The sequence below is a fragment of the Acinetobacter sp. UBA6571 genome (assembly GCF_002434085.1).
Taxonomy (GTDB): domain Bacteria; phylum Pseudomonadota; class Gammaproteobacteria; order Pseudomonadales; family Moraxellaceae; genus Acinetobacter; species Acinetobacter radioresistens.
The window spans coordinates 15,337-35,275 of record NZ_DJJJ01000025.1 but is presented as its reverse complement, the minus strand read 5'-3'; the positions used below and the strand labels follow the sequence as shown (position 1 = coordinate 35,275).

21 protein-coding genes and 1 pseudogene are annotated in these 19,939 nt (G+C 38.6%); 7 read left to right on the top strand and 15 right to left on the bottom strand.

Annotation, left to right across the window (positions count from 1 at the left end; genetic code table 11):
* Positions 1–42 precede the first annotated feature (42 nt).
* The 4 genes from B3X18_RS03735 to B3X18_RS03720 are packed head-to-tail and all read right to left on the bottom strand — an operon-like array spanning position 43 to position 3,877.
* The gene (locus B3X18_RS03735; protein WP_005025800.1) at positions 43–786 is read right to left on the bottom strand and encodes an SDR family oxidoreductase; all 744 of its coding nucleotides are present in this window, start codon (positions 784–786) and stop codon (positions 43–45) included.
* A 12-nt stretch (positions 787–798) separates the two neighbouring features.
* On the bottom strand, positions 799–1,497 hold the full coding sequence (locus B3X18_RS03730) for a histidine phosphatase family protein (RefSeq protein ID WP_005014429.1): 699 nt from the start codon (positions 1,495–1,497) through the stop codon (positions 799–801).
* Positions 1,494–2,615, bottom strand: a complete 1,122-nt coding sequence (locus tag B3X18_RS03725; RefSeq protein WP_005014431.1) for a phosphotransferase family protein — start codon at positions 2,613–2,615, stop codon at positions 1,494–1,496. The genes B3X18_RS03730 and B3X18_RS03725 overlap by 4 nt, the downstream gene beginning before the upstream one ends.
* A gap of 20 nt (positions 2,616–2,635) precedes the next feature.
* On the bottom strand, positions 2,636–3,877 hold the full coding sequence (locus B3X18_RS03720) for an acyl-CoA dehydrogenase family protein (RefSeq protein ID WP_005014434.1): 1,242 nt from the start codon (positions 3,875–3,877) through the stop codon (positions 2,636–2,638).
* Positions 3,878–3,968: 91 nt separating this feature from the next.
* Here B3X18_RS03720 and B3X18_RS03715 point away from each other — a divergent pair, with 91 nt between their 5' ends.
* Positions 3,969–4,889, top strand: coding sequence for a LysR family transcriptional regulator (locus B3X18_RS03715; protein ID WP_286935139.1), 921 nt, complete (start codon positions 3,969–3,971; stop codon positions 4,887–4,889).
* On the opposite strand, the gene B3X18_RS03710 is transcribed toward B3X18_RS03715, so the two are convergent.
* From B3X18_RS03710 to B3X18_RS03680, 7 genes are all read right to left on the bottom strand, one after another.
* Positions 4,886–6,358 (bottom strand): PLP-dependent aminotransferase family protein, encoded by a 1,473-nt coding sequence (locus B3X18_RS03710; RefSeq protein WP_034675265.1) that lies wholly within the window; start codon positions 6,356–6,358, stop codon positions 4,886–4,888. The two genes, B3X18_RS03715 and B3X18_RS03710, sit on opposite strands and share 4 nt — an antisense overlap.
* A gap of 53 nt (positions 6,359–6,411) precedes the next feature.
* Complete coding sequence (locus B3X18_RS03705) at positions 6,412–6,561, bottom strand: hypothetical protein (RefSeq protein WP_005014443.1); 150 nt, start codon at positions 6,559–6,561, stop codon at positions 6,412–6,414.
* Complete coding sequence (locus B3X18_RS03700; protein WP_005025792.1) at positions 6,554–7,366, bottom strand: hypothetical protein; 813 nt, start codon at positions 7,364–7,366, stop codon at positions 6,554–6,556. The genes B3X18_RS03705 and B3X18_RS03700 overlap by 8 nt, the downstream gene beginning before the upstream one ends.
* A 138-nt stretch (positions 7,367–7,504) precedes the next feature.
* Positions 7,505–7,612: a hypothetical protein gene (locus B3X18_RS03695; RefSeq protein WP_005014449.1), complete on the bottom strand. Its 108-nt coding sequence runs from the start codon at positions 7,610–7,612 to the stop codon at positions 7,505–7,507.
* Between the two features lie 16 nt (positions 7,613–7,628).
* On the bottom strand, positions 7,629–8,633 hold the full coding sequence (gene cydB, locus B3X18_RS03690; protein WP_005025790.1) for a cytochrome d ubiquinol oxidase subunit II: 1,005 nt from the start codon (positions 8,631–8,633) through the stop codon (positions 7,629–7,631).
* Positions 8,626–10,071, bottom strand: a complete 1,446-nt coding sequence (locus tag B3X18_RS03685; protein WP_005014452.1) for a cytochrome ubiquinol oxidase subunit I — start codon at positions 10,069–10,071, stop codon at positions 8,626–8,628. Before B3X18_RS03685 ends, cydB begins: the two co-directional genes overlap by 8 nt.
* A 283-nt stretch (positions 10,072–10,354) precedes the next feature.
* Positions 10,355–10,789 (bottom strand): hypothetical protein, encoded by a 435-nt coding sequence (locus B3X18_RS03680; protein WP_005025787.1) that lies wholly within the window; start codon positions 10,787–10,789, stop codon positions 10,355–10,357.
* A gap of 268 nt (positions 10,790–11,057) precedes the next feature.
* Between B3X18_RS03680 and B3X18_RS03675 the strand changes: the two genes are divergently transcribed.
* Positions 11,058–11,495: a MarR family winged helix-turn-helix transcriptional regulator gene (locus B3X18_RS03675; RefSeq protein WP_005025784.1), complete on the top strand. Its 438-nt coding sequence runs from the start codon at positions 11,058–11,060 to the stop codon at positions 11,493–11,495.
* Positions 11,492–12,694, top strand: a complete 1,203-nt coding sequence (locus tag B3X18_RS03670; RefSeq protein ID WP_005025782.1) for an MFS transporter — start codon at positions 11,492–11,494, stop codon at positions 12,692–12,694. Before B3X18_RS03675 ends, B3X18_RS03670 begins: the two co-directional genes overlap by 4 nt.
* A gap of 85 nt (positions 12,695–12,779) precedes the next feature.
* On the opposite strand, the gene B3X18_RS03665 is transcribed toward B3X18_RS03670, so the two are convergent.
* Complete coding sequence (locus B3X18_RS03665; protein ID WP_005025778.1) at positions 12,780–13,271, bottom strand: hypothetical protein; 492 nt, start codon at positions 13,269–13,271, stop codon at positions 12,780–12,782.
* Between the two features lie 270 nt (positions 13,272–13,541).
* Between B3X18_RS03665 and B3X18_RS03660 the strand changes: the two genes are divergently transcribed.
* The 3 genes from B3X18_RS03660 to B3X18_RS03650 all read left to right on the top strand — a co-directional run bounded on the left by B3X18_RS03660 (position 13,542) and on the right by B3X18_RS03650 (position 15,475).
* Positions 13,542–13,748: a hypothetical protein gene (locus B3X18_RS03660; protein WP_016801363.1), complete on the top strand. Its 207-nt coding sequence runs from the start codon at positions 13,542–13,544 to the stop codon at positions 13,746–13,748.
* A gap of 75 nt (positions 13,749–13,823) precedes the next feature.
* Positions 13,824–14,036, top strand: a complete 213-nt coding sequence (locus B3X18_RS03655) for a hypothetical protein (protein ID WP_005014460.1) — start codon at positions 13,824–13,826, stop codon at positions 14,034–14,036.
* A 1,082-nt stretch (positions 14,037–15,118) separates the two neighbouring features.
* Complete coding sequence (locus B3X18_RS03650; RefSeq protein WP_005025774.1) at positions 15,119–15,475, top strand: hypothetical protein; 357 nt, start codon at positions 15,119–15,121, stop codon at positions 15,473–15,475.
* A 182-nt stretch (positions 15,476–15,657) separates the two neighbouring features.
* Here the strand turns inward: B3X18_RS03650 and B3X18_RS03645 are convergent, their stop codons facing one another.
* A complete protein-coding gene (locus B3X18_RS03645; protein WP_005025772.1) occupies positions 15,658–16,134 on the bottom strand; it encodes a GNAT family N-acetyltransferase in 477 nt (158 codons plus the stop codon).
* A gap of 392 nt (positions 16,135–16,526) precedes the next feature.
* Between B3X18_RS03645 and B3X18_RS03640 the strand changes: the two are divergent.
* Positions 16,527–16,709: pseudogene (locus B3X18_RS03640) on the top strand (DMT family transporter); the annotation flags it as partial.
* A 672-nt stretch (positions 16,710–17,381) separates the two neighbouring features.
* Here the strand turns inward: B3X18_RS03640 and fumC are convergent.
* Positions 17,382–18,776: a class II fumarate hydratase gene (gene fumC, locus B3X18_RS03635; protein WP_005025770.1), complete on the bottom strand. Its 1,395-nt coding sequence runs from the start codon at positions 18,774–18,776 to the stop codon at positions 17,382–17,384.
* Between the two features lie 124 nt (positions 18,777–18,900).
* Positions 18,901–19,908 carry an NAD-dependent epimerase/dehydratase family protein gene (locus tag B3X18_RS03630; protein ID WP_005025768.1) on the bottom strand — a complete coding sequence of 336 codons (1,008 nt, stop codon included), beginning with the start codon at positions 19,906–19,908 and terminating at the stop codon, positions 18,901–18,903.
* Positions 19,909–19,939: the final 31 nt, after the last annotated feature.

The window sequence follows — 19,939 nt, the reverse complement described above, 5'->3', positions numbered from 1 at the left end:
TTTTTAATTCTGTTCAAAAAAAGACTCCGGAGAGTCTTGGTACTAGCTAAGTTTATTCACCAGTTTTAAAGGCAATATCTTCATTGCGATACCCATGGGTAACCATGGCCATTTTGGAACATAAGCTTTAACGGGCTCTCTTTCAATGGCTTCGACGAGTGCTTTGCTACCGGTTTTTTCATCCACTTCAAATGGAAGTTTTTTAGCCCCTTCATTCAGTTCGGTTCGAATATAACCAGGGAAAATTGTTGAAACCTTGATGGGAGTATTTAAAAGTTCAGCACGGATTCCTTCTGCCAGATGCGCTACAGCCGCTTTACTGGCAGCATAGGTAGAAAGGTGCTTTGGCAAGCCACGCATAGCACTCATGGATGAGATTACGACAAGATGACCGGCATTTTGTGCACGGAAAATTTCCACAGCTGCTTCACACTGGGCTAAAGCAGAAATAAAGTTAGTTTCTGCTGTAGCACGGTTAACTTCAAAATTTCCCTTACCAATACGGCGGCCTTCACCCACTCCTGCATTTACAATAATTCGATCAATTTTTCCGAACTCTTGCTTAAACGCCTTAAATACTTCAAAAACTTCATTGTAATGCGTTACATCCAGAGTTTTTGCAATAACTCTAATACCGTATTGAACCTCCAGCTCCTGCTTCAGCTGCTCCAAGCGCTCCATCCGTCGCGCACAAATTGCGAGATTATAGCCTTTTTGTGCAAATTCGCGTGCCATACCCGCGCCTAACCCAGAACTGGCGCCAGTAATTAAGATTGTTTTAGCCATGGTTTATTCCTTTTATATCCATGTAAGTAATTCAGGGTGAGTAGCCTTGATAAAATGATGTTCATTTAGGCTGAGCAATTGTGGCTCATTACCTACCAGACGCATAGTAGTTAGACTGGTATTGGCGATTGCCCAGTTAAGCGCAAAAGTCCGGTCAGGATTAAGCTCCAGAAGTTTGCCGACTGCTACCGATATAACCCCTCCTGAAGTGAAAACAATTGCATAACGTGGTTTAGATTTTTCTAGCTCATTACACAGGTTTACGAGTGCTGTTTCTACACGTTGCTTGAAGTGAGGCCATGATTCATCATATTCATGATGATAATCACCTCCTGTCCAACGCTGAATGGCACCTTCGAAGATTTTAGCCAGGTAAGCGCGTGGATTGCTTTCTTTGGCAACATCCTGCTTGAGCAGTGCAGGCTCATTAAAACGGGGTTCATAGCGAGAGAAAACCTGCTGATGGTTAAACTCATTCCATTCGCTCAATGTCTGGACCGGAACTTCAGGAAAGTATTCTGCAAGTGCCAGTTGAGCGGTCTGCTGATGACGCCGCATGCTTCCTGCTACTACATAAGGTTCATCTTTTAGAATCTTATTGAAGTACTGACCTAGAAGTTTAGCCTGCAGTTCTCCATTAGGAGATAGCTGGTCATAACTAGTGGCGCCAAACGAAGCCTGACCATGTCTAACCAGATATATTGTAGTCATTTTTTCAGGATCTCCTGCAACTTATGTACATATTTCTGGGCCAGCGGGTTTTCATGAATTTTCTGCTGAGCAATCAGTTTCAATGCACGTACATGCAAGGCCTGAATTATGATCCAGAAGTTTTTAAAGGCTGGATTTCGAGTTTGCCTATGAAAATAACGATAATAAATCTGTTGGGCAATGACCGCTAAACGAAAAATACCGAATACCTCATAAAAGGTCCAGTTATCAGGTTTCAGGCCAGTTTTATCCAGATAATATTCAACCACTTGTTTGCGGCTAAACATACCCGGTAAATGAGTTGGTTGACGTCGGGTAGAACGGAAGATCATATTATCAGTTGGTTCTACCCAGTAAGCCAAGGCGCTGCCCAGATCCATTAATGGATCACCCAAGGTGGCCATTTCCCAGTCTAAAACACCAATAACTTGTGTGGGCTGCTGCGGACTCAACACTACATTGTCAAAACGCCAGTCGTTATGAATTAAGCAGGTCTCTGAATCCTCTGGTATGTTATCCAGCAGCCATTTTCGGACATACTTAAAAGAAGGTACATTGATGGTTCTGGCCTTTTCATAGCGTTTGTCCCAACCTTCTACCTGACGCCGGCAATAGCCTTCGCCTTTACCAAGTTTTTCCAGCTCAGTTCCCTGATAAGGTACTTGATGTAATTCAATGAGCTTATCAATGACATTAATACATAGCTCATGTACTTGTGCTTCACCCAACTGAAGCTCTGGCGGCAGTTTGGCACGTGGAATAATTCCCTCTATACGCTTCATCACATAAAAGTCGCAACCGATGACAGACTCATCCTCACAAAGGGCGACCATTTGTGGTACTACCGGATAATAAGGTGCCAGATTTTTCTGTACTGTATATTCACGAACCATATCATGTGCAGATTTGGCTTTAGTCCCTTTAGGTGGACGACGTAGTATCAGATCCAGATTTTCATAGTTCAAGCGGTAAGTCCAATTTGAAGCCCCTCCCGAATACTGAGTTACTTCAACCTTACCCTGCAGATCAATACCCTGCTGTTTTAGCCATTGTTCTACAGCTTCAATATCTAGTTCTTCGCCTTTTTTGATCTGTCCACCAACATCAATTACCGTCATTTATTCTATTCCTGGAATTTTTAAGCTTTTCTTCGGGTACTATAACCACGTTTTGCCAGTTCTAGTTTGGCGATCATACCCTTATGTACTTCATCAGGGCCATCTGCCAGACGCAGACTGCGTGCCTGTGCAAAGAAACCTGTTAATACCGTATCACGTGACATACCGGCACCACCGTGAATCTGGATAGCCATATCTACAACTTTCTCAAGTACACTAGGCGCCACCACTTTAATTGCAGAAATCTCCGTTAAAGCTGCCATATTTCCTAAAGTATCCATTTTGTAGGCAGCATACAAGGTTAAAAGTCGGGCCTGATCAATGGCTACACGTGCTTCTGCAACCCGCTCGAGATTGCCTCCCAGTTTTAGAATTTCCTTACCAAATGCAGTTCTTGACATACCACGCTCAATCATTAAATCTAATGATTTTTCCGCAGCTCCAATACATCGCATGCAATGATGTATACGGCCTGGTCCCAAACGTCCCTGGGCAATTTCAAACCCTTGACCTGCCCCGCCAATAAAATGACTGAGTGGTACTCGTACATTATTAAAGCTGATTTCACCATGTCCATGCGGAGCATCATAATCACCAAAAACAGGTAACATACGCTCAATAGTCACGCCTGCTGTATCAATGGGTACTAAAACCATAGAATGTTGGTGATGCCGGTCTTTACTCTCATCTGGCGTATGGGCCATAAAAATAATAACTTTAGCATTTGGATCCCCTAAACCTGATGACCACCATTTACGGCCATTAAGTACAATCTCATCACCTTCAATGACTGCTGTTGCCTGCATATTGGTAGCATCACTAGAAGCCACAGCAGGTTCAGTCATACAAAATACTGACCGGATTTCGCCTGCCAGCAATGGACTGAGCCACTGCTGCTTTTGCTCTTCACTACCATAACGCCAGAGTAGCTCCATGTTGCCACTATCTGGCGCATTACAGTTAAATACAGTAGGCGCCAGCAGACTACGGCCGGTCAGTTCAGCTATATGAGCATACTCCTGTACAGAAAGCCCTGCACCAAGCTCAGCATCTGGTAAAAACATATTCCACAAGCCAGCAGCCTTAGCTTTTTCTTTTAATACCGTCAACTGTTCAGGCCATTGCCAGCTCTTCCAGTTTCCATCGGGATTAAGTTGATGTACTTCTTCCCAGAATACTTTTTCTACAGGTTCGATTTCTGTTTCTATAAATTTACGGGTACGTTGAACAAAATCTTGTGCACGTGAAGAGAGCTCAAACATTTTTTATCCTTAGAAATCATCTTATTTTCTATTTACATTACCATAGCCCGAAACTTAATATGAACCAAATGATTTTATTCAATACCTAAACATGCATGAAATTCATAAAGAGCCCTATCTCGACATTGCCATTTTTCATCATATCGATATCAACTTATATCCTCTTTTCATTGCAGTTTATGAGCAAAAAAGTATCTCCAAGGCAGCCCAAGTTCTATGCATCAGCCAGTCTGCAGCAAGCCATGCCTTGCAACGGTTACGATTACATTTAAAAAATGAACTGTTTATACGTAGCGGAGCGAGGATGCGGCCTACTCCTTTTGCCGAACAAATCTATTTACCTGTCAAACATGCCTTACTGGCGCTTCAGGGAATTTCAGTCCTTCAGCATCAAAATCTTGATGCCGGTATTGTTCACAATTTAAAGATCGCTATTCACGATGAAATCGAGCCATTAATTTTCCCCAATCTGATTCATCATGTTCAGAAGCTGAACAGTGATATTGAATTTTTGAGAAGTAAACTTGACCGAAAAATGATTATTAGTGATCTTGCTACACAACAAACCGATTTTGTCATTGATCTAGAACAGGATTTTGGACAAAAACTTTGCAATAAAAGGCTGGTTGAAGACCGCTTTGTAGTGTGTACACAGCTACCTGAAATGTCTAAAGAGTTATACTTTTCGGCCCAGCATATTGGTGTGTCATCACGGCGTAGTGGTGTATTGCTGGAAGATATTTATTTAAACCGTCAGGAACTGGTCCGTAAAATTTTTCTGCGCTGCCAGCATTATTCTACTGCCTTACAGGTTTTGGAACAGAGTGATCAGTTCATATTAACTATTCCAAAAAATATATTAGACAATCTGCACTACTCAAAACAGGTGCAGGTATATGAGTTACCCTTTGAACTGCCAGCCTTAAATCTGGCAATGTATTGGCATAAAGATCTAGATAAAAATATAAGACATCAGTTTTTAAGGAATGAAATTTTTAATCTGTTTTCCTAGGGAACAATAATATTATTCACTCGCTTCAGTTCTGTCGTAATCAGGCCATGCAATTGCAGCATACATGACTTAATTTCTGTCGGGTTCAGTGAGCTGAACCCCAGTACAAAACCATAGCTCGGATGCTGTGCATAAAACTGACTTAAACGAGTCAAACTAATATTCTTGAGTGCTGCCGCCTGGACAAGACTTTCCTCAAGTTCATCAGGTAAATTTTCTTTAAAGTAACAGGCAACCTGCATTGCAGGCGAATTCTCATGGATAAAACAAAATTCACTTAAATACTGATGAAAATAAAAAATAAAGGCTTCATAACGCTCGTGATAGATCCGCTGCATTTGAGTAAGGTATTCAGCGTAATAACCCCGCTGCATAAATTTCCCAAGAATGGTTTGAAAATACTGGGAAGGTGCACTGCCATCTATATAGTTCCGATAACGAGTAAAGGCATCTACCAGTGCACTGGGCAAAATCATGTAAGACATACGCAGGCTTGGTAATATATATTTGCTAAAAGACCCGATATAAATAGTGCGCTGACAGGAATCCAGACCCAGTATTGCATCATTTTCAGATCTATTTAAAAGTAGGGCATCATAATCATCTTCAATAATAAAACTATTCTGCTGCCGGGCGTATGCCACAATTTCTTTTTTGCGCTGCATACTCATTTGTATTCCAGTGGGATACTGGCTTGCCGGTGTCACATAAATAGCTTTAATATCAGTTAAATGATGGCACCGCTCAATCATTAAACCTTGGGCATCAATATCACAATAGTGTATATTTAGCCCCATCATTTTAAAAAGATGACTGGCATTGGAATAGTAAGGATTTTCCATGATCACCCGGTCATTAGGGTGAAATAATACTCGTCCGCATAAATATAATGCCTGCTGTGTACTATTTACGATCAGTATATTTTCTGGTTGTACCCGGCTATGACGCTGTGTATTAACCAGATTGGCGATTTCCTGTCTGAGTAATGGAAGACCTTGAGTATTATCTTTTAAAAAGATATTTAATCCGTTCTGCTCTAAAGCCAGTTTTTCGGTGTCATACCATTTTTTAAACGGAAAATTTCGTACCTCTGGCATACCATCTGCGAAAAAATCCAGATTTTGGTCAAAAAATAGAGTCTCCAGTTGAATCAATTGTTCAGGCAAGCTGAAGTTGCTTTCTTCCTGAATAGTACGTGGAATTTGAGAAGGAATACTAAAAGTCCCTTTACCCTTGACCCGATATACCAGCTTTTCGTTTTCTAAAAGTTCGTACGCTTTTTCAATAGTATCCCGTGAAATCCCCAAACTTTCAGAAAGGAAGCGGCTAGAGGGAAACTTAAATTCCTGAATATAATCTGATTCTTGTAAAAAATTCTTAATGACCTGAAAGACTTTAAGAGTAAGCTGCCTTTCGGAGCTATGTTTGAGCCCATTTTTAACGCGCTGGAGAAACTCATTATTATTCATTAGTCACCTGAAACAAGCCCCAGATTTACTGAGGCTACTATTTTATAATGCTATCACTGATTCGCCATTTTTTTCTGATATGAAGGCATATATTCCGGTTCCTGAGTAACAGCCAGATAAAAGAATCCTAAAAACATACAGCCAAGTAAAATACTGATCAGTACTGTAATAATAGGAAACTTGGAGGAGGATTTTTTAGACATAAGAGGCTCTCTTGGTTAATTCGGTTTTATGTTTAAAAATAGTGTCTATAAATTCTTCATAAACAGATATTTTTTCCAGAATATGTTCGCTATATAGTAGGTCTTGAATAAGCTTTAAATTATTATTAATACTTAGGCTATTATTTAAGGTACTAAGTAATTCTGCATTGGTCTCAGCAATGAGCTCACATATTTCTGCCGCCGACTGAGTTTTTTTCTTACCTAATAAGCCAGCTAAGCTTGACCTGGTTATTTGCAGTTTACTACTAGAAAACGGCAGATAGATAATCTTCGCATGCAGAGATTGCTCTAACATTTTCAGATTTTTATCATCGTAATTTTGAAGGTCAATAAAAATCAGCTGTCTAAGTTTCGGATCAAGAAAAGCTCTTAATAGGCTGTATAGCTTGGTTTGCACACTGTTTAACTGCTGTGGTGCTATCTGAATAAAAAGTCCCATTTCATCCAGAGATTTTTCTTGTTTTATAAAATGAAGATTATCTATATTTAAATAATGACCTAACCATAACTCGGAGCTTACAGGTAAATAACAACTTGTCTTGTACTGGAGAACAGCAAGAATAAATGGAGAAAAAAGATAAGCTATATTTTCCTGCTTATTTTCAATTTGGGCTATATGTACATATTCACAAGATTCAGGAAAATTCTGGCGCTGATAGATAGCATAGCCTAAACTCTGCTCCATCATCTGGCCAGAAGTGGTATTAAAAAAAGGAAGTACAGTATCAAGATCGGAAGCTGTAGCTTGAAACGTCTGAAGAATTCGGTCAAGCAAAGGAGTCATACTTATTCCAAAAATATCGGCCTTAAATATTACTGCTTCACTATAGAGAAGACTGCTGGGAAAGTGGTCTGAAGCACTAAATGGAAGTGGTCTGTTTTAAACAGACCACTTTTTAATACCATACTGCCAACTGTACAATTAATAGGCAAGCTGTATTAAGACACGAAATAGACCGGCCACTAAAACCAGACTGAAAAATCCCGCCAGCCATAACACTGCAAACCACTGCTTTTCTGAAAGCTTCATTATAACCTCCTTCTAGTTAGTGGTAGCCTTCATCTCCTACCCGAACTTTATGGCGGAATACCCAATATGCCAAGCCGGTATAAGCCAGAATAATCGGAATAAGAATTACAGCGCCCACCAATGTAAACAGCTGGCTGCTATGTGGGGCTGCTGCCTGCCAGATCGTTACGTCATAAGGAATAATGTAAGGCCATAGACTGATCAGGAAGCCAGTGAAAGCCAGAAAAACCAGCGCTAGAGTAAAAATAAATGGCTTATGTTCATTTTGTTTCTTGACAGCACGTAAAGCAAGAACTGTGAAGATTACTACAAGAATTGGTACCGGACTGAAGTAGGTTAAATACGGCTGAGTAAACCAGCGCTCTGCTATAAGTGGCTGAGCAAAAGGTGTATATAAACTAATAGCTGCAAAGATAACCAGTAAAGCGATTAGCATTTTTGGCATTAAATGAAACATTTTCTGCTGTAGATCATGATCAGTTTTCATAATGAGCCAACCGCAGCCCAGAGTTGCGTACATTACGACCACACCTACTCCAGTGAACAGAGAAAATGGCGTTAGCCAGTCTAATGCACCACCTATATATCGGCCATCTGCAATTTTAATTCCCTGAATGTACGCACCCAAGATCACACCCTGGAAAAAACTTGACAGCAAAGAGCCTAAAATGAATGATTTGTCCCAAAAATGTTTTGTCCGGTTAGCTTTAAAGCGAAACTCGAATGCCACTCCGCGAAAAACCAAAAACACAACCATCAAAATTATGGGCATATATAATGCAGACAGCACGGCGGAATAGACTATTGGAAATGCTGCGAATAACCCGGCACCACCGAGCACCATCCAGGTTTCATTGCCATCCCAAACGGGAGCTACGGTATTCATCATTACATCGCGTTCCTGTTCCCCTTGAATAAAGGGAAACATGATACCAATGCCCAGATCGAATCCATCCATTACTACATACATCAATACACCCAAGCCAATAATGGCTACCCAGATCAGAGATAAATCAATCATGATGTTTCTCCTTTGTATCTTGATCGGTTGTGTCTGTTTTTTCAGTAGCCGCACTAAGTGGGCGCATTGGTGTTTTAAAATGACCCGGTCCGCCATGATCGACAGGATCTGCATGAACAAATTCCGGACCTTTATGCATCAGACGCAGCATATAATAAATGCCGATTCCAAATACCACCGTATAAACCACTACAAAAATGATTAGTGTCAGACCCACTTGACTTGCCGGTACAGGCGACAAGCCATCTGCAGTCCGCATAACGCCATATACTACCCAAGGCTGACGCCCTACTTCTGTTGTAAACCAGCCAGCAAGCAGCGCTATAAATCCCGCCGGTCCCATTACTAAAGCAAAATATTGTAGCCCTCTATTTTCATATAAACGACCACCTTTACGTAGCAGTAGCCCTCCTAAAGCCAGTAACAGCATTAATATGCCCAGACCGACCATAATCCGGAAACTCCAAAATACAATCAGAGAATTTGGACGATCTTCTGGAGCAAAATCCTTGAGGCCTTTTACGGTACCATCCATACTGTGAGTCAGGATTAAGCTACCTAGGTTGGGAATACCGACCGCATATTTGGTTTCTTCTGCTGCCATGTCTGGAATACCGAACAGGTAAAGTGGCATGCCTTCATTATGGTTGGTTTCCCAATGTCCTTCCATTGCGGCAATCTTTGCTGGCTGATGCTTCAAAGTATTCAGACCGTGCATATCGCCAATGAAAATCTGTAATGGGGCAAGCACCAGCAACATCCAGAGTGCCATAGAGAAAGAAGTTTTTACCATAGCATCGCGACGGCCCTTTAACAGATGCCATGCTGCAGTTGCACAGACCAGTAAAGCTGAGACCAGAAAAGCTGCCATTCCCATATGGAATAAACGGTATGGAAATGAGGGGTTAAATATAATCGCTAGCCAGTCTTGCGGTACAATGATGCCATTTTCAATAGCATAGCCCGCAGGTGTCTGCATCCAGCTATTGGAAGACAGAATCCAGAACATTGAGATACAGGTACCTAGAGCGACCATAAGAGTGGCAAAGAAATGGGCTTTAGGACCAACCCTGCCCCAGCCAAACAACATAATACCCAAGAAACCAGCTTCAAGGAAAAATGCGGTTAACACTTCATAGGTCAGCAATGGCCCGGTGACACCACCTGCAAAACGTGAGAATTCACTCCAGTTGGTACCAAATTGATAACTCATTACGATACCGGACACTACGCCCATACCGAATGCTACAGCAAAAATCTTAATCCAGAACTTGTAAAGATCTTGAAAAATTGGATTTCGGGTTCTCAACCATCTCCATTCGAGTACAGCAAGAAAGCTTGCCAGCCCAATGGTAATTGAGGGGAAAATGATATGAAAAGAAACCGTAAAGGCAAATTGTATTCGTGCAAGCTCAAGCGCTGTTAAACCTAAGTCCATTACTTCACCTATATTATTCTACAGAGCACTGTATTGTTATTGTTAAGCACAAGTTGAGGTTGGAGCTTAAAGAAGCTTATCAATTCACAGTACTGAGATTGTTCAAAAGAAGCATGTGGCTTTATGTTTTGTTTTGTACGCAAGATATTGGTAATAATCCATGCGATAGATTTAACTTGCCGTACTGTATCGTCTGAAGATAGTAATAACATAACTATTCTCTTTCTAAATTTAGATAAAACTGGTCTAGAGTAATGATTACCCTAAAGTTTAAGTTAATGATTTAGACAGGAATATATAAAGGAGGCGCTCGTCCCTGCGGAAGCAGGAACAGTCTTTGCAGACTAAAATAGATATGCCGAAATAATTGTTCAAGTGTAATGAGACGAATCTGTATACGAATCAGGATTTCTTTAAAATCTAAATAAGGGGGAAGAACTAGATTTCCATAGACTGTACAGTACTGGCATTGATGATTAGGATCATGGTGACTGCTGTCATGATCATAAACTGAGGAATCAGAGAGAAACCGGTGCTGTGATGTGTCATCCAAAGAAAAATACAGCTCATGCTGGTGCGGAGGCGCAAGTAATACATGAGTAATTTTCTCACAGACTGGCGCAACCTGATATCGCTGCGGTAATAATGGCTGCAAGAATACTGCAATCTGTAAACATACTGTTGCCAAGGCCAGCAACAATCCAGCACGTAATAGCAAAGCTTAATCTCGACCTGAACGGGTTTCCGATTGATAAGCTAAAGCATGAAAAACATTGAAAAATAATTCCAACTTTTTGTGTATGCTTTCACTCTTTCCTTACTATAGTTTATAAAAACATATTTTAAAAGTGGCCTGAGTTAAAAACTTAATGTGGTCTGTTTTTAATACCTTTCCAAACACAACTTATAACAGATATGTAGTAGGACCTTGATTCTTACTGAACTCGGAACTATATTATCAGATTTTAGTTACCCTAGTTAACTATATGTCTAATCTTCCTACTTTTCGTTCTGCACTTTTGGTTTCGGCTAGATTGATGAGTGATCAGATTAATACCATTCTTGAACCTTACAGCTTGAATTATTCATTATGGCAGGTACTACATACCATTCACTTTAAACATTCATGTACCTCAATTGATATTGCTGAATATTTAAATATCTCCAAGCCTGCTGTTGCAAAGCGAATACACATATTGATAGAGCTTGAGCTTCTGGAGCAAATTGATACAGAAGATAAACGGCAAAAAATGCTAACTTTATCTTCAAAAGGCTTGTCCCTGTTTGAACAATGCAGCAGTTGTATTGATCAATTTGAATATTCATTAATTCGGCACATTGAACCAGAACAACTGGCCCTTGTAAGAGCCACGTTGGAATTAGTGTTGAAGCAACTTCAAGACTCCAAAAGAGGTGCAATATGAAAGACAGTGCTCCCTTATGGACCCGAAATTTTATTCTGGCCAGTGCTATTAACTTTCAGCTTATTCTGGTTTTCTATCTTCTAATAGTGGTTATTGTAGGTTATGCAGTCGCTGAACTAGGTGCTTCCACCGCACAGGCAGGCCTGATTTCTGGTCTTTATATTGTAGGAACCTTATTTGGGCGCCTGCTGATTGGAAAATTTTTATCTCGCTTTGGACACAGGCTTACTTTGCTTACTGGCCTTAGTGGATTTTTCCTGTTTTCCGGCCTTTATTTTATAGAATATGGTATTGGCTTTTTACTGTTTGTACGTGCTATTCATGGTTTTACAATGGGTGTGGCTTCTACTGTTCTAGGAACCCTGATTGCACAGATTTTACCAGTTTCTCGCCGTGGTGAAGGCATTGGTTATTATAGTATGAGCAGCACCTTGGGCACTGCTATCGGACCATTTCTAGGAATCTGGCTTAGTTTAAATTTTGATTATAATGTAATTTTTATATTCTCAAGCATAATTGCATTCTGCTGCCTGTTTACTGCTCTAGGTATAAAAATGCCCAACTTAGTAAGCAGACAGGAAACAGCAACAGCTCCACCTCCAAAATCTAGCTGGATTACACAGTTTATTGAGCCGCGTGCTGTGCCGATTGCCATTATTGTACTATTAACATCAGTCTGCTATTCAGGTGTTCTTTCCTTTATTAATTTTTATGCAAAAAGTTTAGATCTGGCTAAGGCGGCTTCTATTTTTTTCCTGATGTATGCATTAGCGATACTATTTTCTCGTCCTTTTACTGGCCCTTTAATGGACCGAAGAGGTGAAAATATCATCATGTATCCGGCTATTTTAATTTTAGCATTCGGCTTGTTCTTGCTGAGCCAAGTTCAAACTGCAAGTATGCTGCTAATTTGTGCGGTTTTACTAGGATTAGGTTTTGGAAATATTCAGTCAGTGTGTCAGACCATTGCTGTTAAAAGTACCAGTTTAGACCGCATGGGGCTTGCTACCTCAACCTTTTTCATTTTTCTGGATGCAGGGTTGGGATTTGGGCCTTATATACTCGGAAAATTACTGGAATATATAAACTACTCGCAGTTATATTTTATAAGTAGTCTTCTGGCCCTTATTTGTGTTGTCCTATATTATCTGCTGCATGATCGCAAGGTACGCGCACCATTTAAAACAGTAAACTTATAGAATATTTTTCTATTCTGATTTTAAGAATAAATTATCTTTAAATAAGAAGGATAGCTGTTGCTATCCTTTCTCAATCATTTTTAAATTATAGCTTTGCCATTAAAACCCGGTCTGAAACAAGTGATTTCCAGCTATCACGTAAAACAGGTAAATAAAATTTTTCACCCACTTCTACCAATTCGGCATCAATCAAAGCATGGATTTCATGCATAAATAGATAATCTAAATCTATATCTGATAAATCAGGATGCTCTAATGATAAAGCTTTACGTTTTGCTTGGGTCTTTTTAACTAACTGATCTGCAAATTTTTTATCTTTAAATTTGGCAATAGCACCTAAACGCAGCTCAATGATTCCCCAGCCATTCAAAAGTTTCTTGAATAGTTCAAAATCCTGGGTTGTTGATTCCCAAGTCATTTTTTCCAGATCTTCATCATCCGGTAAAACGGGTAAAATCAGCTCCATCACGCTAGGAAAGATCTTTTTAAAATTCAGAATAAATTTAACTGGATGTTCACCTGGATAATCCTTAAATTGCACTTGTTTCTGAACATCTGTTAAATAAATATCGAGCATTAAAAATTTCCACAAATAAGTTACTGTTTTATAATGGCTTAAATTTTACCCAGCAAAACTTTAGCAAAATAATTGCAAAACAGTGTTAAAAAGCAGTTTGCATTTTAGCAATTATGCCAACTAATTCAATGTTATTTGGCCAATGATTGAACTTATAAAAAGCCCTCAGTTGGGGGGGTTACTCTTGCATGTATTACGCTCTAGTGTTTATTAATTAGCTAGACATCTCACATCATTCTCTTTTTATGATCAATGTGCGCAAATTTAGTCATGTTGGGCTTTACAACCTCTGCCGATGAGTGCAGTCAGGATTGTTTCGGATACTATTACGAAGTACTAGAAGTTTTATTAACTGCTGAGGAAATAGAAGAACAACAATTCAAGGTGATTGGCGGGGTTTGGCAAATCTCATCTATAAAGATGGTAGTTAAATTTCGGGTGTTAAATGTTCAAATATTCGGCATAATAAAATTATAATCGACATATAAATAGTCAATAAAACCTGTTAATTGTGAAGCTATACTATTTCAATATTTATGGAGAATAAAAAGAATGACCACCAAATCTGAAATTTGCCATACGGCAAAAGAACAAGTGGCTTTTGAGCTTATGAAGTACATAGCCGAGGTCGAAGCCTCAGAAGACCAGGAAAAGTACCATAAGCCTACTGTACGCGAATATTATTTACGTCTATATGGTAAGTGCCTACATGTGATTGAGTTTCCGGACTCAGACTTTAGAAAGCTGATGGATGATAGAGAATGACGAATATTAGGATAGAAAATAACTAAATAAGAGAGCGTGTTAGACACAGTACTCTAGTAATGCTGCTTAGATTTTCCTAAAAAAGGAATACAAGTCAGTTTTTTATAAGAGTTAAGTATTGATATTTATGAATTAGCAGAGAATTTGATAAATGGCAAAATTGGCTTCAACTTTTTGCTAAAAATATCAATTTGTAAACCAGGTCAAATGGTCTAATAGAACCGCTTGCGGGGGAGTTGCGGCTTTACTTTTTCTCTAATTTTTTCCTCTTTGAAGAATCTTTATATTTTGATAAGTTTAATGCTCTAGATAAGATTAAATATTTCTGTAAATCACACAAATCTACATTTATTGAAAATGGTTATCTAATGGCAGGATTCTCCATTAAACAACTCGACTTTAAAGTTATTGAGTATACTGAACTTCTTAGTAAACTAATTAATTACCAATATAGGTCTAGAAGACTTCAAGCTATAGAGGATATTTTAACTTCTATAAGAGTGGTTTTTTAAAGAAAGTTTTCATCTATTGAAGTTAGTCCTAAACTTATAGGACATTTAGGATAGAAATATGATTTCAACTTTGCTCACCATGCGACATTTATTGATTATATTAAAGCGGATAAAATAAGAAGAATGCTCAATCCAGAAAATGATTGAGACTAAAAACCTTAATAGTGATATTTCATTCAATAAGATTATTGATGATTTAGAGAATGATTAGTCTAAATCAGAATAGATGATTTTTTCTGGTTATAATAAGGTTCAGCCTCTATCTAAATTTCTAGCAAGTTGAATATTCTTAATACTTTCCACCTTCAACGGTAGGTTTTTCTTTTAAATAGAATTCTGAAAAATTAAATAAAAAGATACTTAGCAACATACTCAAGAAACCCGCACCTCTTGCATCCATATGATTTCTGATTTTATTATGCAGGATATGAGGTCCAAAAATCATCTCAGTAAAAGCTTACACATTCAATTCTATATTTTTATTTTAAATCAAAGAATAAATTTTTTTAAAGTTTTTTTTTTACAAACTAAAATTTATAATTAGCAAGCTTTAATTAAAGACAAACCTCGATGAAAACAGAAGTAGTCCTTATCCTTCTTTTCACTTTAACCATTACTGCATGTCAAAAACAACCAGAACAGCCTATGGCTGCTGAGCCTTCGAATGAACCTGCAGTAACAACAGAATTTGATCAGGCAGATAAAAAAATCACAGACTTTCTGGACCAGCTTGATCATCCTAATACATCACAGGAACAGCGCACCCAGATCATCTGTAAAGACTACCCTGCTGTTTATAAAAATGAGTATATACCGGCTTTACTAAAGCTCTCACCAAATGAGTATACTGAGCCTAAACTCCTTCAAGATATGAAGATTGCCTTAAACTATTATGTTCAGAAAGATAAGGTAATCTGTAACGAGTAATACCAGACTCGCTTATTCGTTAATTAGCTGATCTTCTAGCTAGCGTTGAACCAAATCTATTTTATTTACACTTATAAGCACTATTTTAAGGATTATAGAATAAACTGTAATTTATGAGGATGCCACCTCAGCTTTACAAATACAGGTAACTAAGAGCTAATAAACAGTTAATAATTAATCTATTACTTATTAACGAGGGTCAAGCTATAGCGAAGCCTTGGAGCGGTATGAGTCACAGTAAGTCCTAGAGATTTCCAGAAAAAATTTGCGGGTTTAAGCTCATCGGTTTCAAGTTCGACAAGAACGGCGCCAAGACTCTGCCCCCAACTTATTACATTCCGCCATAGCGCTTTTCCAAAACCATGCCGATGGTATTCATCACGGACATAAAACTCTGCAACATTTAGGATAATATCATCATCTTTGCCAAGCCAGGCATTAGCAATGGCAACAGGTTCATCGTTGAGATACATAATAAAAAATCCTCGATCTCCCTGCCTAAATCGTTGCTTCAAATCGGATGAGATCAGTTCTTGAATTTTGGTTTCACTATTATTAGTGTAGACAGTCGGCCAGTGACGCTGAAAATATTCACAGCACAATACAATAAAATCCTGCCACGCTTTCGATTGGGGATCAATACGTTCTATCCTTAGCATTATAAGTATCCAATGGTGGCATGAATAATCTCAACAACCCAGATTGTACATAGCCATTTGACACAGTGTCTATCCGGTTTTAATTAAAAGTAAATTTAGATGAAAAAATAACCCTCACCTTTCTTTTCGTTAAGAGGATAGATAACAGTAAAATTAGGGCTAACTAAACTCAATTATCTTGTTATTATATCCATACTAGTCCTGTGTTTTTATTATTTTTATTCAAGCATATATTGAGTAAGCAATACCCCTTTTACTATTCTCTTATTAGTTTTACTTTAAGGTCCACTTATTATATTCAAAGTAGACGACTTCTACTGGTGCATTTTAAACTAAGCTGCACCAGTTTACACTTGTCGGGACGAGCTGATCACTATTTAAAGTTAGCGATTATGGCATGGGTTATTCTGATTCTTGCAGGTATCTCTGAGATTGTCTGGGTGTATTCAATGAAGCTATCAGCAGTTTTTATTAAACTCACCCCTAGCATTATTACCCTTTTCTTTATGGTTCTTAGTTTTGGTGTGCTTGCCTATTCAATGCGCACCCTTTCCCTTGGTACGGCTTACACCATCTAGACAGGCATTGGTGTAATGATCTGAGTGTAGAAATTGCTGGTAACATTGAGCAGAGTTATCAAGCTTCGAACATAAGTTGGGGATTTTAAGCCTTAAATCTAGCAAGAATTCTGCTTCACACGACACAATATCTATCAAGAACATTTTTAACAGCGATTAAGCAAGTCATTGTATATCTTGGATTAAGTAGTCGGCACTTACCAAGCTTTCATGAAATACCTATACTTCCATTCCCTTGTATAAGAAAGCTGGAAAATTAGTCCAAACTCTCGCAGGCCATACAACCAAAAAAATGACAGAAATATATACTTCAAGGCATAAACTTATCTGAAATGATGCAGATATTGGGATTGATCTTCCCTTTGATATGAATAAAAAAATAAGCCCGCTCTTATTCTTATAGCTTATTTATTGGCTAAAATAACAGGAAAGTAGCCAGCAAAGCCAGATCATAATCATTTATTTTATATAGGTTCCCAAGTAGCGATTTGAGCAAATTTTTAAGTAAAATTAATCATATAAATATTATGAAAAATAGCTGTTATATCTTTCTTGGAAATTAATATATATCCAAAAAAATCATCATTAGCAGTTAATACCTATTGGACGAATTTATTCGCCTGTAAAAACTGCCGATGTTTAATTGGCTAGAAAATAATCCTATCTGGATTACTTAGTATTTGGTGAAACCATTTTTTCCGGTCTGACCACTTCATCAAATTGCTGTTCAGTGACCAGATTAAGTTCTACAGCAACCTGCTTTAGTGTCTTTCCTTGTTTATAAGCTGTTTTAGCTACTTTGGCCGCATTTTCATATCCAATCACTGGATTTAAAGCCGTCACAAGCATAAGCGAGTTATGCAAGAAATAATCTATTTTTTCACGATTTGGCTCTATACCTAGTGCACAGTTATCATTAAAACTATTACATGCATCACCTAGAAGCTGGATTGATTGTAATAAATTGAATGCAATCACTGGCATAAAAACATTTAACTCAAAGTTCCCTGAAGCTCCAGCAATATTAATTGTAGTGTCATTGCCCAATACCTGAGCAACCACCATAGTCATAGCTTCACTTTGGGTCGGGTTCACTTTTCCAGGCATAATACTTGAGCCCGGTTCATTTTCAGGAATATATAACTCTCCCAAGCCACAACGTGGCCCACTTGCCAGCCAGCGAATATCATTAGCAATCTTGTTTAGGCTTGTAGCAAGCGTCTTTAAAGCACCTGATGCAAATACAGCTGCATCACGGCCTGCCAAAGCCTCAAATTTGTTAGGGGCTGTGATAAAAGGCAAGCCGGTGAACTGTGACAGTCGCGTTGCAGCTTTTTCAGCATATTGGGGATGAGCATTTAAACCTGTTCCTACTGCCGTACCCCCTAGTGGCAATTCGTACAATCCTTCAAGAGCCTGATTCAGACGTTTTAATCCATGATCTAACTGTGATACATAGCCACTAAATTCTTGACCTAACGTTAAGGGGGTTGCATCCTGCAAATGGGTACGACCAATCTTAACAATATCTTTAAATTCTTCAGATTTTCGTTCTAAGGTATCTTTTAATCTGGTGACCGCCGGTATAAGAAGTTCATTAATTTGCAAACTGGCTGCTACATGAATTGCAGTCGGAAATGAATCATTAGTAGATTGGGCCCGATTTACATGATCGTTTGGATGAACCGGCTTTTGTGAACCTAAAGCATTTCCCAATTTCTGGTTGGCAATATTGGCAATTACCTCATTACAGTTCATATTACTCTGGGTGCCTGAGCCAGTTTGCCATACAACTAGCGGAAACTGGGCATCCCATTTACCTTCAATCACCTCTTCAGCAGCACCAACGATATAACCAGAAATTTCATCTGTGATCTGGCCAAGTTCGGCATTGGTCATTGCTGCCGCCTTTTTAACCAGCCCCATTGCACGAATCATAGGACGCGGCAGACGTTCCTGTCCAATTTTAAAGTTCTGCAAACTGCGCTGTGTTTGAGCTCCCCATAAAGCTTCATTCGAGACTTCAACCTCACCCATAGTGTCGTGTTCGATTCGAGTTTGCATAAACGTCCTCTATCTTTGTACTGAATTAAGAATATATTGGTTCAATCATTTAAAACTGCTCGTAATCTATTATGCTAAGCAATAATCACCTTTATGTAAATAATAATCATTTTTATTAAATTAATTATTGCCCTTGTAGTGTATTCTGATAAAAACGCCACTCATCCTCAATCATCTGTTTCAAGGTGCGTTTAGGTCCCCACTGAAGCTGAATTCTAGCTTTATTCAAATTAGCACCTAACTGTTCAAGCTCATCGAGTTTATGGGTTGCATCGATGGTACGAATGTCTGATTGAGTATAAGTCGCTACCTGATCTAATAGAGCTTGTATAGAAACTACTTTCTCTCCGGCAATATTAAATGCTTCACAACAATGATATTGATTTTGCAGCCAGAGCAAACTAGAAATTATTGCATCACATGCATCAAGTACATGTAAAAAACTTCGCTCTACAGTCTGATCCTCTGTATTTGCATGACGCTGTAATTCAATATATTCCCGTTGCATTGCTGCGGCCTGCATAGCCATCGGCATAATGTTTTTTGGTAAAGGTGTCACATATTCACCTAAAACTCCGTGTTCAAAAGCTCCCGCCACATTACCCAGCCTTAAAATAGCTATTTTCCATTCATTATCTGTTTTATAAGTATCATAAATAATCTCTTCAACCATCTGTTGAGATTTAACATAAGGATTTGGATAGGTATAGTTAAATGGCTCATCTTCTGTGAGATCCAAACCGGATTTACCATATACGGCCAAAGAAGATAAATGTACTAGAGAGCGGACACCTGTGCGCTGCATTGAACGTAACAGACTCATAATACAACTGACATTATCATTGTAATATTCAAGTGGTTTTAATCTAGATTCTTCAAGAGACTTGAATGCAGCAGCATGAATCACAGCATCAACTGAATACTGTTCAAAAACTTTATTCAGGGCAGGCGTATTACGTACATCAATTTTTACAAATGGCACATACATTCCAAAAATGTATTCAAGTCTTTCCAGAGTTTGCAAATTAGCATTGGCCAGATTATCAACAATAATGACCTCTTGCCCTTGAGCTAGCAAGTTTAAAACTACATGCGAGCCGATAAAGCCTAAACCACCAGTCACTAAAATCATTGTTTATCAACTCCATATAAAAATCAAATAT